General features: G+C 70.4%; 13 protein-coding genes. 11 read left to right on the top strand and 2 right to left on the bottom strand.

Going from position 1 to position 13,907, the window contains the following annotated elements; genetic code table 11:
- Nucleotides 1–45 precede the first annotated feature (45 nt).
- From JNL41_RS12555 to JNL41_RS12585, 7 genes are all read left to right on the top strand, one after another.
- Nucleotides 46–3,129 (top strand): CHAT domain-containing protein, encoded by a 3,084-nt coding sequence (locus JNL41_RS12555; RefSeq protein ID WP_293475407.1) that lies wholly within the window; start codon nucleotides 46–48, stop codon nucleotides 3,127–3,129.
- Between the two features lie 143 nt (nucleotides 3,130–3,272).
- A complete protein-coding gene (rpmH, locus tag JNL41_RS12560; RefSeq protein ID WP_068877158.1) occupies nucleotides 3,273–3,407 on the top strand; it encodes a 50S ribosomal protein L34 in 135 nt (44 codons plus the stop codon).
- Between the two features lie 25 nt (nucleotides 3,408–3,432).
- Nucleotides 3,433–3,801, top strand: a complete 369-nt coding sequence (gene rnpA, locus JNL41_RS12565; protein WP_293475409.1) for a ribonuclease P protein component — start codon at nucleotides 3,433–3,435, stop codon at nucleotides 3,799–3,801.
- Between the two features lie 39 nt (nucleotides 3,802–3,840).
- Nucleotides 3,841–5,643, top strand: coding sequence for a membrane protein insertase YidC (yidC, locus tag JNL41_RS12570; RefSeq protein ID WP_293475411.1), 1,803 nt, complete (start codon nucleotides 3,841–3,843; stop codon nucleotides 5,641–5,643).
- A gap of 92 nt (nucleotides 5,644–5,735) precedes the next feature.
- Complete coding sequence (gene yihA, locus JNL41_RS12575; RefSeq protein WP_293475482.1) at nucleotides 5,736–6,305, top strand: ribosome biogenesis GTP-binding protein YihA/YsxC; 570 nt, start codon at nucleotides 5,736–5,738, stop codon at nucleotides 6,303–6,305.
- Nucleotides 6,306–6,475: 170 nt separating this feature from the next.
- The gene (locus JNL41_RS12580; RefSeq protein ID WP_293475413.1) at nucleotides 6,476–7,618 is read left to right on the top strand and encodes an acyl-CoA dehydrogenase family protein; all 1,143 of its coding nucleotides are present in this window, start codon (nucleotides 6,476–6,478) and stop codon (nucleotides 7,616–7,618) included.
- Between the two features lie 79 nt (nucleotides 7,619–7,697).
- Complete coding sequence (locus JNL41_RS12585; RefSeq protein WP_293475415.1) at nucleotides 7,698–8,453, top strand: Crp/Fnr family transcriptional regulator; 756 nt, start codon at nucleotides 7,698–7,700, stop codon at nucleotides 8,451–8,453.
- A gap of 60 nt (nucleotides 8,454–8,513) precedes the next feature.
- Here JNL41_RS12585 and JNL41_RS12590 read toward each other — a convergent pair whose 3' ends face one another.
- Nucleotides 8,514–9,779 carry an amidohydrolase family protein gene (locus tag JNL41_RS12590; protein ID WP_293475417.1) on the bottom strand — a complete coding sequence of 422 codons (1,266 nt, stop codon included), beginning with the start codon at nucleotides 9,777–9,779 and terminating at the stop codon, nucleotides 8,514–8,516.
- A 106-nt stretch (nucleotides 9,780–9,885) separates the two neighbouring features.
- Here JNL41_RS12590 and argB point away from each other — a divergent pair, with 106 nt between their 5' ends.
- From argB to dapD, 3 genes are read left to right on the top strand one after another with little or no spacing between them, the layout of a single operon-like run.
- Nucleotides 9,886–10,800: an acetylglutamate kinase gene (gene argB, locus JNL41_RS12595; protein WP_293475419.1), complete on the top strand. Its 915-nt coding sequence runs from the start codon at nucleotides 9,886–9,888 to the stop codon at nucleotides 10,798–10,800.
- Nucleotides 10,797–11,474, top strand: coding sequence for a pyrimidine 5'-nucleotidase (locus JNL41_RS12600; RefSeq protein WP_293475421.1), 678 nt, complete (start codon nucleotides 10,797–10,799; stop codon nucleotides 11,472–11,474). The genes argB and JNL41_RS12600 overlap by 4 nt, the downstream gene beginning before the upstream one ends.
- Nucleotides 11,474–12,295: a 2,3,4,5-tetrahydropyridine-2,6-dicarboxylate N-succinyltransferase gene (dapD, locus tag JNL41_RS12605; RefSeq protein ID WP_293475423.1), complete on the top strand. Its 822-nt coding sequence runs from the start codon at nucleotides 11,474–11,476 to the stop codon at nucleotides 12,293–12,295. Before JNL41_RS12600 ends, dapD begins: the two co-directional genes overlap by 1 nt.
- On the opposite strand, the gene JNL41_RS12610 is transcribed toward dapD, so the two are convergent.
- Nucleotides 12,273–12,551 (bottom strand): hypothetical protein, encoded by a 279-nt coding sequence (locus JNL41_RS12610; RefSeq protein WP_293475425.1) that lies wholly within the window; start codon nucleotides 12,549–12,551, stop codon nucleotides 12,273–12,275. The two genes, dapD and JNL41_RS12610, sit on opposite strands and share 23 nt — an antisense overlap.
- Nucleotides 12,552–12,725: 174 nt before the next feature.
- On the opposite strand from JNL41_RS12610, the gene dapE reads away from it, so the two are divergent.
- Nucleotides 12,726–13,886 carry a succinyl-diaminopimelate desuccinylase gene (gene dapE, locus JNL41_RS12615; protein WP_293475427.1) on the top strand — a complete coding sequence of 387 codons (1,161 nt, stop codon included), beginning with the start codon at nucleotides 12,726–12,728 and terminating at the stop codon, nucleotides 13,884–13,886.
- The last annotated feature ends 21 nt before the right edge of the window (nucleotides 13,887–13,907 follow it).

Consider the following 13,907-nt stretch of genomic DNA (forward strand, 5'->3'; position numbering starts at 1 on the left):
CGCCGCCATCGTCCGGCGTGGCCCGGCGCGCTTGCGGCGCTTGCCTTGGCCGCGTGGGGCGCGGGCGCCCAGGCCGCGCCGCGCGAGGACTTCGTGCTGGGCCAGAGCGCGCGCAGCGGCGCGGTCTGCACCGCCGTTCGCGACTGGGACGATCCCGTCGCCCAGCGGGCCGGGCAGCGCGCCTGGCAGGTCATGTGCCGCGGCTGGACCCAGGCGCTGGGCCGCATCTACGCCTTCCACACCGACGGCGCCGCGGCGGGCGAGACCTGGCGCAGGTCGCTGGCCGATCGCGCGGCCTGCGAACCGGCCATGGACGCGCCCGATCCGGGGCTGAGCCGGACCACGCTCGCGGCCTGCAAGACCCGGCCGCTGGGCGCGAGCTACGTCGTCTACGAGGCGCGCGACGGCAAGGATGTGATCGTGGCGGAGGGCTACGCCGCCATCGCCGACGTGCTGGGCACGGGCGTCAAGGTGGCGCTGGGCCGCCAGAGGCCGCCGGCCGCCACCAGCCAGCAGACCGCCAACCTCGGCACGGTGCTGGGCGGCCAGATCGAGAACCTGAACGCCGTCGCCGAGGCCAGCGCCGCCTCGCCCGCCAAGCAGAAGGAGGCGGCCTACCGCGAGGCCCAGCTCTGGCAGTTCGGCGACGCGGAGTCGCGTTTCAGCCAGTTGGCCGGCGCGTCGCTGGAGCGGCTCGGCGTGGCCGACCGCGCCGAGGCCTACCTGAACGTGGCGCTGAACGCCTCCAACGCCGGCCGCACCTCCGAGGCCGAGGCCTACTTCAAGGCTGCCGCGCCCCTGGTCGCCGAGGCCAACAGCGCGCCTCTGCGGGCGCTCTCGCTCAACATGCAGGCCGCTCACGCCCGCAACCAGCGCCGCTTCGAAGACGCCATCGCGCTGGCCAGGCAGGCCATCGCCCAGCGCGCCAGCATGGCCGAGGTCGCCGCCTCGGGCCTGGTCACCAGCGTCGGCCCCGACGTCCGCCTGGGCCACGCCGCGGCGCTGGCCCTCAACGCCCAGGGCAAGATGCCCAGCCTGCAACTCTCGGCCGACGAGCGCGAGGCGGTGCGCGACGCCCAGGCCTGGCAGATCATCGGCACCAGCCAGGAGGCGCTGAAGCAGCGCGCCGCGGCCCGCGCCAGCCTGCAGAGCGCCATCGACATCCTGAACCGGCCACGCGGCGCCGACGTGCTGGGCTCGGCCGCGCCCTGGCTGGTGGTGCGCCTGCAGGTCGACCTCGCCACCCTGGAACGCGCGGACGGCCAGCCGCAGCTCGCCGTGCGCCGGCTGGAAGCCGCGCTCGCCACCTACGAGATGCAGGATGCGGGCTCGCTGCCGCTGGGCCGCTTCCTGCTGGAGCTGGCGCGCGCCAAGGCCGGCGCCGGCATGGAGGACGACGCCCTGGGCGACTTCGAGCGCGCCTTCGGCATCTTCCAGCTCAAGCGCGGCGCGCTCGGCGCCTCGGCCGACGCCGCCGCCGACTACTTCGACATCCTCCTCAAGCGCGTGGGGAACGATCCCGTCGCCAAGGCCGCCGACGCCCAGCGGTTCTTCGCCAGCTCCGAGGCGCTGGTGGGTGAATCCACCGCCGCCGCTTCGCTCCAGTTCGCCGAGCGCCTGAGTTCGGAAGGCTCGGCCAGCGCCGGCATCTCGCGGGCCCGCGACGCCACGCTGCGCCTCGTCGCCCAGAAGGACCAGGAGATCCGCCAGCTCCAGCGCGCCGGCGCCTACGCCGGCGAGGCGCGCGCCAAGGCCGACGCCGAGCTCGACGGCCTGCGCAAGCAGGCCAACGAACTGGAACAGCGCCTGTTCGACGCCAACCCGCGCTACGCCACCGCGCTCTCGACCACCGTCACCAGCAAGGACCTCCAGGCCGAGTTGAAGGACGGCGAGGCCTACCTCAAGGTGATGCTGCTCTCGAACCGGGGCTATGGCCTGCTGATCACGCGCGACGCGGTGCGGCCCTACGCCATCGACCTCAGCCGCCCCGAGGCGCGCAAGCTCGCCGCCAAGCTGCGCGAGCCGATCGCCGAGGTGGGCTCCGGCTTCCTGGGCGAGTGGGACGTGGCCGTCGCGCACCGGCTCTACAGCGCGCTGCTCGGCCCCATCGAGCCGCAGCTCAGGACCATCGCCAAGCTGATCTACCAGCCGGATCCGACGATGGTGGGCGTGCCAATCGGCGCCCTCGTCACCGACGACGCCAGCGAGCAGGTGATGGCGAAGAACATCGAACGCGCGCGTCAGGCGAAGAAGGAGGTGTCGTACCGGGGCGTAAGCTGGGTCGCCGCGCGCCTGGAGACCTCCGTCTCCGTCTCGACCGCGGCCTTCTACAACACCCGCCGCAGCCGCCCGAGCCGCGCGCCGAAGCCGTTCCTCGGGTTCGCCGACCCGATCATCGCCAAGGACGACGCGGCGTTCCGCAGCGTGATGGCGCCCGACTGGTCGATCGCGCTGGCCGGCGGCGCGGACTTCTGCGCCAGCTTCCGCAAACAGCTCATGGAGATGCCGCAACTGCCCGAAGCCGCCACCGAGGTCCGCTTCGTGGCCAAGGCCGTCGGCGCGCCCGACAGCGTGATCGTGGGCGCCGATTTCACCGACGAGCGGGTCAAGAACGGCGGCGGCTTCGAGGGCGCGCTCGACCAGTACCGCGTGCTCTACTTCGCCACCCACGGCCTGCTGCCCCAGGCCAACGGCTGCCTCCAGCCGGCGCTGGTCACCTCGCAGGGCGGGACCGGCAGCGACTCGCTCCTCGACACCAGCGAGATCCCGCAACTCCAGCTCGACGCCGACCTGGTGGTGCTGTCGGCCTGCGACACCGGCGCGGGCCTGGAGGACGGCGGCGGCGGCGCGGCCCTGGGCGGCCTCGTCTCGACCTTCACCTACGCCGGGGCGCGCAACCTGCTGGTCTCGAACTGGGAGGTGGACTCCGCCGCCACCGAGACCCTGATGTCGGCCCTCTTCAACGCCAAGGCCGCCACCCAGGGCGAGGCGCTGGCCGCCGCCATGCGCAGCTTCATCGCCCGCGACGACGACTACTCCCACCCCTACTACTGGGCTGCCTTCCTCATCGTCGGCGACGGCGCGCGGGCGCTGCCGGGGGCCGAGACCGCGCGCGTCGCGTCGAACTGACCGAGCTGGAGCCGCGGGCGCCTCATCCCAGGCGAACAACCTTCATGGTTTCGACAGCCAGGCGCCACGGCGGCGGGCGGTGGTTGACAGCTCCAGCCCCTTCCACTATCCACCGCGGCTCGATTTCGACCGGAGCTTTCCTCGTGAAGCGCACTTTCCAACCCTCTCGCCTGGTGCGTGCGCGCCGTCACGGCTTCCGTCTGCGCATGTCGACGAAGAACGGCCAGAAGATCCTGGCCCGTCGTCGCGCCAAGGGCCGCAAGCGCCTGAGCGCCTAGGGCCGGCTTCGGCTAAGGTGTCCGGGTGTCGGACGCCGCCCCCTCGATCCAGCGACTGACGAAACGCAGCGAGTTCCTCGCCTGCGCCCAGGCTCCCTCGTGCGCGAAGGGGGCCGTCGTCGTTCAGGCCCGCCCGCGCGGCGACGAAGACCCGACCGTGCGCGTCGGCTTCACCGCCACCAGGCGCATCGGCGGCGCCGTCCAGCGCAACCGCGCCAAGCGGCGCATGCGCGAGGCCGCCCGCGCCGTCCTGCCCGGCCACGCCACGCCCGGCGTCGACTATGTGATCATCGCCCGCGGCGGTGTGACCACCCGCCCCTGGGCCCGTTTGCTTGACGATGTGAAAAGCGCGCTGGTAAGGCTCGCCGCCGACCGGCCGGCGCCCCACATCTGACGGGCCCGCCCCATCCCTCGACGGACCCGCGTCTCCCCAATGCAAGACGAGAACAACCGCAACACGATCATCTTCGTCGTGTGCGCGTTCCTGATCCTGATGGCCTACCAGTTCCTGGTCATCGAACCGGCGAACCAGAAGAAGGCCGCCGAGGCCAAGGCGAAGGCGGCGGTCGCCCAGACCGCTCCGGCCAGCAGGCCCGCCGTCCCGCTGGGGCCGCAGGTCGTGACGCGCGACCAGGCCGTGGCCGCCGCGCCGCGGGTGCCGATCGCGACGCCGGCCCTCAAGGGCTCGCTCTCGCTGCAGGGCGCGCGCATCGACGACATCTACCTGGTGCAGTACCGCGAGAAGCTGCCCAAGACCTCGCCGCCGGTCGAACTGCTGCGGCCCGAGGGCACGCAGTACGCCTGGTTCGCCAGCACCGGGTGGGCCGGCGCGAACATCCCGGGCCTGCCCGGCGACCAGACCGTCTGGACGCTGGCCTCGGGCTCCGTGCTGGCGCCCGGCAAGCCCGTCACGCTGACCTACGCCAACGGCCAGGGGCTGACCTTCACGCGGCTGATCACGGTGGACGACAAGTACATGTTCACCGTCACCGACACGGTGGCCAACACCGGCGGCGCGCCGGTGACGCTGGCGCCCTTCGGCTCGATCCAGCGCCGCGGCGTGCCCGAGGGCCTGGGCCGCAACTCGGTGGTCCTCGAGGGCGGCATGGGCTGGCTGGACGGCAAGCGCCGCCCGATCAAGTACGCCAAGTGGCAGAAGGACGGCGGGGGGCCCGCCTACGACTCGCATGGCGGCTGGATCGGCATCACCGACCACTACTGGCTGGCGGCGCTGATCCCCGCCCAGAACGAGCAGATCCGCGGCCAGTACCGCCTGACCCGGGCGCCGGGCCTCAACATCCTCGACGCCAACTATGTCGGCCCGGCGCGGACCATCGCGGCCGGCGCGCAGGTGTCGAACACCGTCCACGTCTTCGCCGGCGCCAAGCAGGTGCAGGTGCTGAAGGACTATCAGGCCAGCCTGGGCGTGCAGAACCTCGACGAGGCCGTCGACTGGGGCATGCTGTGGTTCCTGACCCGGCCGGTCTACCAGTTCCTCAGCTTCATCTTCCAGCACGTCGGCAACTTCGGCGTCGCCATCCTCGTCCTCACCGTCGTCGTGCGGCTCGTCCTCTTCCCGCTTGCGAACAAGCAGTACGAGTCGATGACCAAGATGAAGAAGGTGCAGCCGGCGATGGAGGAACTGCGCAAGAAGTTCAAGGACGACCCGCAGAAGCAGCAGCAGGAACTCCTGGCGCTCTACCAGCGCGAGAAGGTGAACCCGCTGGCGGGCTGCCTGCCGCTGTTCCTGACGATCCCGGTCTTCTTCGCGCTGTTCAAGGTGCTGCAGATCTCCATCGAGATGCGGCACGCGCCCTTCTACGGCTTCATCAAGGACCTGTCGGCGCCCGACCCGACGACCATCTTCAACCTGTTCGGCCTGATCCCGTGGGATCCGGGTACGGCGCCGCTGATCGGCAGCCTGCTGGCCTACGGCACGCCGCCCGGCTTCCTGCACATCGGCATCATGGCGATCCTCTACGGGGCCACCACCTGGCTCACGACCGCCATGAGCCCGCCCGCGCCCGATCCGACCCAGCAGCGGATCTTCCAACTGATGCCGATCCTGTTCACCTTCATCATGGCGCAGTTCCCGATCGGCCTGCTGCTCTACTACACTTGGTCGAACATCCTGACCGCGATCCAGCAGTACGTGATCATGCGGCGCTTCAAGGTGGACAACCCGATCGACCAGCTCATCGCCAGGCTGACCGGCCAGGGCAAGGCGGTCGGGTGAGCGGGGCCGAAGCGGCAGGCGACGACGGTCCCTTCGACGCGGGGTCGCTGGAGGCGGCGCGGGTCTTCTTCGCCCATCCGGTGACCTTCCTGATGGGTGCGGTCTCGATACCGGGGCTGCCGCCGGCCGACCTGCCCGAGGTGGCCTTCGCCGGCCGCTCGAACGTGGGCAAGAGCTCGCTGATCAACGCGGTCACGGGCCGCACGCACCTGGCCCGGGCGTCGACCGCGCCGGGACGCACGCGCGAGATCAACTTCTTCGTCGCCGACGAAAAGCTGCGGCTGGTCGACCTGCCGGGCTACGGCTTCGCCAAGGTCGGCCGCGGCGAGAAGAACAAGTTCCAGAACCTGGGCCGCAGCTATCTGCGCGGCCGGCCGAACCTGAAGCGCGCCTACCTGCTGATCGACAGCCGCCACGGCCTCAAGGAGGTCGACAAGGAGGCGATGGACGCGTTCGACATCTCGGCCGTCAGCTACCAGATCGTGCTGACCAAGATCGACAAGCTGCGAAGCCAGCGCGACGTCGAGCAGGTGGTCGCCGAAACCGTCCGCAAGATCGCCAGGCGCCCCGCCGCCTTCCCCCGGGTGCTCGCCACCAGCGCCGAGAAGGGCGCCGGCATCCCCGAACTGCGCGCCGAGATCCTGGCCGCCTGCGCGGTGTGACCCTTCAGTGCGCCCATCGGGGGAGCTGTCGGCGAATGCCAACCGGGGTCACTCGCGGCCTGAGCGCACCCCCTCCGACCCTTGCCGCCACCTCCTCAGCCGGGGATGAACTGCGGACTTTCGCTCCGCGACGTCATCGCGCTAAGTCCCGGACAACATAGGGACCCGCCATGATCGACACCGCCGCCCGCCCCGTCTTCGACGAGGAGCTGAACCTGTTCCGCGACCAGGTGCGGAAGTTCTACGACAAGGCGCTGACGCCCAACCTCGACCGCTGGGAGCAGGAAGGCATCATCGGGCGCGACTTCTGGCTGGCGTGCGGCGAGGCGGGGATCCTCTGCCCCGGCGTGCCGGCCGAGTACGGCGGCCTGGGGCTCGACTTCCGCTACAACGCCGTGATCAGCGAGGAACTGTTCTATGCGGGCAGCTCGGCCGGCATCACGCTGCAGAGCGACATCGTCGCGGACTACATCGTCAACTACGGCTCCGAGGAGCAGAAGCGGCAGTGGCTGCCGAAGATGGTGTCGGGGGAGGCCATCACCGCCATCGCCATGACCGAGCCCGGCACGGGCTCGGACCTGCAGGCGGTGCGCACGACCGCGATCCGCGCCGGCAACCACTACGTCGTGAACGGCTCGAAGATCTACATCACCAACGGCCAGAACGCGGACCTGGTGATCGTGGTGGCCAAGACCGATCCCACCCAGGGCGGCAAGGGCATCTCGCTCATCCTGGTCGAGGCCGACCGCGAGGGCTTCAAGCGCGGCCGCAACCTGGACAAGATCGGCCAGCACTCGGCCGACACCTCGGAGCTGTTCTTCGAGGATGTGCGCGTGCCGGTGACCAACTGCCTCGGCGAGGAAGGCCGGGGCTTCGCCCAGCTCATGAACCAGTTGCCACAGGAGCGGCTGGGCATCGCGCTCCAGGCGCAGGCCGCCGCCCAGCGCGCGTTCGACGAGGGCGTGAAGTTCACCAAGGACAGGAAGGCGTTCGGCCAGACCGTCTTCGACTTCCAGAACACCCGGTTCACGCTGGCGGGCCTCAAGGCCAGGATGCAGGCGGGCTGGGCGCACCTGGACTGGGCCATCGCGCGGCACCTGGAGGGCAAGCTGACGGCGGCGGAGGCCTCGGCCGCCAAGCTCTTCCACACCGAGCTGCAGTGGGAGGTCGTCGACGCGGCCCTGCAACTGCACGGCGGGGCCGGCTACATGAACGAGTATCCGATCGCGCGGCTGTGGCGCGACGCCCGCGTGCAGCGGATCTATGGCGGCACCAGCGAGATCATGAAGGAGGTCGTCGCGCGGACGATTTGACCGGCGGTGCGCGGAACCTGACGCAACAAGCATCGCCTTAGCGCGTTCCGGAAGGGATCCAGGCACGGGGATCCTACGGATGAACACGTCTCTCTTCGCGCAGCCCGACGACGGATCGGGCCGGACGGTCCCGCGGCGAGCCAACCGCCTGCTGGGCGCGCTCTCGGCGCGGGACTTCGAGGTGCTGGCGCCCCACCTCGAACGAGTCGACCTGCCGCGCGGTCACGTCCTGTTCGAGCCGGGCGACGACGTCACGACCACCTACTTCCCGTGCTTCCGCACCATGGTCTCGCTGCTGGTCGCCACCCGCGACGGGCGCGAGGTGGAGGCCGCCACGATCGGCCGCGAGGGCGCGGTGGGCGGCATCGTCTCGGAGGGCCACAAGCCGGCGTTCGGCCGCGCGGTCGTGCGGATCGGCGGCGAGGCGCTGGCCATCCCCACCAGCCACCTGGAGGCGGCCAAGACCGGCTCGCCCCGCTTCGGCGACCTCTTCTCCCGCTATGCCGACGCCCTGCTCGCCCAGATGATGCAGTCGGTCGCCTGCAACGCGCTCCATCGCGCCGAGGAACGGGCGTGCCGCTGGCTGCTCGCGACCCACGACCGCGCGGGCGACAAGATCATCCACCTCACCCAGGAATCGCTGGCCGAGATGCTGGGGCTGCAGCGGACGACGGTGACGGCGGTCACGTCCGCGCTCCAGACCCGCGGCCTGATCCGCAACTTCCGCGGCGGCGTCGAGGTGATCGACCGCGCCGGCCTCGAACGCGCGGCCTGCGAATGCTACCGCGCCGTCGAGGACCACTTCGCCAAGCTGCTGCCGGAAGTGGACGTCTAGAGGGTCCGCTCATCCGGGCAAATGCACGACAAATGCCGGGACGAGCGGTAGATCTAAGGCCTACTTCTTCGCCACCTCGCCGCCCTTCATAACGAAGACCGGCCGTTCCAGCACGGTGACGTCGGTGAGGGGATCTCCCTTCACGCCGACGAGATCGCCCCAGAAGCCCTTGGCGACCTGGCCCACGTCCTTCTCCCAGCCCAGCGCCTCGCCGGCGTTCAGCGTGGCCGACTGGATCGCCTGAAGCGGCGTCGCGCCGTAGCGCACCATCACCGCGAACTGCCTGGCGTTCAGGCCGTGCGGATAGACCCCGGCATCGGTGGAGAAGATCATCTTCGCGCCGGCCTTGATGGCCTTGCGGAAGTTCTCCCGCTGGACCTCGCCGATCTCGCGGTCCTTGCGCAGGTTGTCGGCGAGCTCGCCGTTCTTCGCGCCTTCGGCCTGGGTGTAGTCGGTGTTGTAGATGTCGAAGCCGAGCCAGGTCCCCTTCTGGATCGCCAGCCCGATCCCCTCGTCGTCGATCAGGCTGACGTGCTCGATGGTGTCGACGCCGCCCAGGATGGCGGCCTTGATGCCGGGCGCGCCGTGGGCGTGGGCGGCCACCTTCATGCCGGCCATGTGCGCCTCGTCGGTGATCGCCTTGATCTCGTCGAGGGTCATCTGCTGCGCGCCCGGCTCGTCGCCGCGGGAGAAGACGCCGCCGGTCGCGCAGATCTTGATCGAGCGCGCGCCGTACTTGCGCTGGGTGCGCACCTGCTTGCGGCCCTCGTCGGGGCTGTCGACCAGGGCCGGGCTCTTCTCCTCCATCGACGGCGGGAAGAAGGTCTCGTCGCAGTGGCCGCCGGTGGCGCCCAGCGCATAGCCGGACGCCATGATGCGCGGCCCCGGGATCCAGCCCTCGTCGATCGCCTCGCGGATCCCCACGTCGGCGTAGAAGGCCGTGCCGACGTTGCGCACCGTGGTGAAGCCGGACTCCAGCGTGGTCCTGGCGTTGGCCACGCCGACCGCGGTCCAGAAGGTGTCGGTGAACTCATAGGGGCGGTAGCCGCCGTACTTGCCGGCGCTGGTCAGGTGGACGTGCATGTCGATCAGGCCCGGCAGCAGCGTCACGCCCGGCAGGTCCACGCGCACGGCGCCGGCAGGCACACGGTCGCCCTGCCTGCCGACGGAGGCGACGCGCCCGTCCTCGACGATCACCAGCGGCTTTTCGGCGTACTTGCCGGTCTTCACGTCCAGCAGGCGGTCGGCGGTGACCGCCACCGTCTTCGCCTGCGCAGCGCCCGCGACCAGTGCTGCGGCCAGCGCCGCACTCAGGACCCAACGCATGCCCGATGCCTCCCAACCCGTGACGGTGGGCTTAGCACGGCCGCGGGCGGGTGACAGGGGCGCCCCTGTCCGCTATCGGGACGCCGCGGCGTGTGAGGACGGTGAATTGAGCGGCGAGACGGAAGAGCAAGGCTGGGCGACGGCGAAGACGCTGGCGGAGTCCCTGCCCTACATCCAGGTCTACGACCGCGAGACCGTGGTCATCAAATACGGCGGCCACGCCATGGGCGAGGAGAGCGTCGCCAAGCTGTTCGCCGCCGACGTGGTGCTGCTGAAGATGCTGGGCGTACACCCGGTCGTGGTGCATGGCGGCGGGCCGCAGATTTCGGCGTGGCTGGAGAAGGCCGGCGTGAAGTCGACCTTCATCGACGGCCTGCGCGTCACCGACCAGGCGACCATGGAAGTGGCCGAGATGGTGCTCTCGGGCGCCATCAACAAGGAGATCGCGAGCTGGATCACCCAGGCGGGCGCCGAGGCCGACGTGCGTGGCGTAGGCCTGTCGGGCAAGGACGCCAAGCTGATCACCGTCGAGAAGGTGACGCGCACCACCCGCGCGACCGACAGCGTCGAGGAGAAGATCGTCGATCTGGGCTTCGTGGGTGAGCCGAAGATCATCGACACCACCCTGATCGAAGCGCTGATCAAGGCCGATCACGACTACATCCCGGTGATCGCGCCTATCGGGGTGGACGACAACGGCCAGACCTACAACATCAACGCCGACACGGTGGCCGGCGCGCTCGCCGGCGCCCTGGGCGCCAAACGGATGCTGCTCCTCACCGACGTCTCGGGCGTGCTCGACGCGAACAAGGACCGCATCGCCCAGATGACGATCGCCGAGGCGCGCAAGGCGATCGCGGAGCGGGTCGCGACCGGCGGCATGATCCCGAAGCTGGAGACCGCCATCGCAGCCGTCGAGAGCGGCGTCGAGGCCGTCGTCATCCTGGACGGCCGCCGCCCGCACGCCATGCTGGTCGAGCTCTTCACCGAGCACGGGTCGGGGACGATGGTGAAGCCGTGAGGCCAGACACCCACAGGGCAGACCTCCGGCATATCGACACCTGGCTGTTCGACCTGGACGGCACGCTCTATCCGGCCGAGTCCGGCTTCCTCGACGCCGTGGTCGACCGCATGACCGACTTCGTGGAGAAGGTCACCGGCCTGCCGCGCGACGAGGCGCTGAAGGTGCAGAAGGCCTACCTGGCCGAGCACGGGCTGACGCTGAAGGGCCTGATGCTGCACCACGACGTCGACCCCGACGACTTCCACGCCATCTTCCACGACCTGTCGCTGGAGGCGCTGGCGCACGATCCGGACCTGCTCGCGCAGCTCGGACGCCTTCCGGGCCGCCGGCTGATCTTCACCAACGCCGACGACCGCCACGCCGCGCGCGTGCTTGAGCGGCTGGGCCTGGGCCACCTGTTCGACGACGTCTTCCACATCGCCTCGACGGGATACGAACCCAAGCCGAGCGCCGCGGCCTTCTCCGCCATCGGCGCGGCCCATGACATCGCCCCGGCGAGCACCGCCTTCTTCGAGGACTCCGCGCGCAACCTCGAGCCCGCGGCCGGGCTGGGCATGACCACCGTGCTGGTCGGCCCCTACGCCGAGCAGTCCACCGCCCCCTTCGTGCAGTACCGCACCCGCCATCTCGCGCCGTTCCTGCGCGACGCCCAACTCAAGGAAGCCGCCTGATGAGCGCCGAGCTGAAGTCCGTGATCCAGGCCGCCTGGGCCGAGCGCGACGGGATCAACACCGCCACCAGGGGTCAGGTGCGCGACGCCGTGAACGAGACGCTGGCGCTGCTCGACGCCGGCAAGCTGCGGGTGGCCGAGCGCGGCGCCGACGGGGCGTGGAGCGTCAACCAGTGGGCCAAGGAGGCGATCCTGCTCTCCTTCCGCCTGAACCCGTCCGTGGTGATGGAGCCGGGTCCCTTCTGGGACAAGGTCCCTTTGAAGTTCGACGGCTGGACGGCCGCCCAGTTCGAGGCCGCTGGCTTCCGCGCCGTCCCCGGTTGCGTCGTGCGCCGCAGCGCCTTCATCGCCAGGAACGTGGTGCTGATGCCGTCGTTCGTGAACGTCGGCGCCTACGTCGACGAGGGTACGATGGTCGACACCTGGGCCACGGTCGGCTCGTGCGCCCAGATCGGTAAGAACTGCCACATTTCGGGCGGCGCCGGCATCGGCGGCGTGCTGGAGCCGCTGCAGGCGAACCCGACCATCATCGAGGACAACTGCTTCATCGGCGCGCGCGCCGAGGTGGCCGAGGGCGTGATCGTGCGCGAGGGCTCGGTGCTCTCGATGGGCACCTTCATCACCGCCACGACGCCGATCATCGACCGCAAGACCGGCGTCACCACCACCGGCGAGGTGCCGCCCTACTCGGTCGTGGTGTCGGGGAACCGGCCGAACCCGGTCGACCCGTCGCTGCCGTCCACCTACTGCGCGGTGATCATGAAGACCGTGGACGAGCGCACGCGCTCCAAGACCTCCATCAACGAGCTGCTTCGCGACTGACCGCGTCGACAGGCACGCCCGTCACCGGCCCCGGATAGGGCCCGCTGAAGTACACCCCGCGCCGGCCTTCGCCCTCCTGCGCCACGAAGGCGCCCTGCGTTCGCGCGCAGGCCGGCTTCGGCTCGAAGGGGCCTGTGTAGTAGCCGACCGGGCCGCCGTAGGGGTCGTAGCAGTAGGCGTAGCCGTATTGCGACGAGGCGCAACCGCTGAGCGCGAGCGCGCCGCCCAGGGCCAGCAGGATCGGTCTCACAGCCATCGCAGTCCGCCTTCTGCGGTCGAGGCCGCCACTCAACGCCCCGCCATCGCGGCGCGCAACGCCGCTCGCCCCGCACGCGAGGCGCCGCCGCCGCCGGGCGGACGTCGCGCCACGACAGCCATCTTCGGCATGTGCGCTCTCGCCTCTGCGGCGATTGCTAGGTATGGCGACGGAATGCCTGTCCGGACCCTCGCCGCCCTCGACGCCGTCGAACTGACCCGCGACCTGATCCGCCGCCCCTCGGTGACGCCCGCAGACGCCGGGGCCATGGACGTGGTGCAGGAAACGCTCACGGCGCTCGGCTTCGCCTGCCGGCGCATGAAGTTCGGCGAGATCGAGAACCTCTACGCCCGGTACGGGACCGCCTCCCCCAACCTCTGCTTCGCCGGCCACACCGACGTGGTGCCGGTGGGCGACGCCGGCGCCTGGTCGAAGGACGCCTTCGCCGCCGAGGTGGTGGACGGCGTCCTGATCGGCCGCGGCTCGGTGGACATGAAGAGCGCCATCGCCGCCTTCGCCGCCGCCACCGCGGAGGCCATCGCCGCCAGGAAGGTGCCCGGCTCGATCTCGTTTCTCATCACCGGCGACGAGGAGGGCGTGGCGACCGATGGCACGACCAAGGTGGTCGACGCGCTGAGGGCCGAGGGCGAGGTCATCGACCACTGCGTGGTGGGCGAGCCCACGTCGGCCGAGACGTTCGGCGACATGGTCAAGGTGGGCCGTAGAGGTTCGATCAACGCCGAGATCGTGGTCGAGGGCATCCAGGGTCACGTGGCCTATCCGCACCGCGCGGCCAACCCCGCGGCGCCGCTGATCCGGATGCTGACGGCGTTGCAGACGCGCGTGCTGGACGAGGGCTATCCCGAGTTCCAGCCGTCGAACCTCGAAGTCACGATGATCGAGATGCCGAACGCGGCGACGAACGTGATCCCGGGCATGGCGCGGGCGCGGCTCAACATCCGCTTCAACCCGAACCACACCGGCCAGCAACTGGCCGACTGGTTCGACCTGGAGGCCTGGCGCGCCTCGGTCGACTTCGGCGGCAAGATCACCGTCAGGTCGTCGATCAGCGGCGAGGCCTTCCTGACCGAGCGCGGCGCCTTCACCGACCTGGTGGCCGCCGCGGTCGCCGACGTGACCGGCCAGCCGCCCGAGCTCGCCACCAGCGGCGGCACCTCCGACGCCCGCTTCATCCGCGCGCTCTGCCCGGTCATCGAGGTGGGCCTGGTCGGCAAGACCATGCACCAGGTCGACGAGCGCGCGCCGGTCGACGAGATCCGCCGGCTGCAGGCCGTCTACGGCCGCATCATCGCTCGCTACTTCGACGCGACCTGAGGCGCATTACGTGGGTGGAGC

The sequence above is a fragment of the Phenylobacterium sp. genome (genome assembly GCF_016793285.1).
GTDB lineage: Bacteria > Pseudomonadota > Alphaproteobacteria > Caulobacterales > Caulobacteraceae > Phenylobacterium.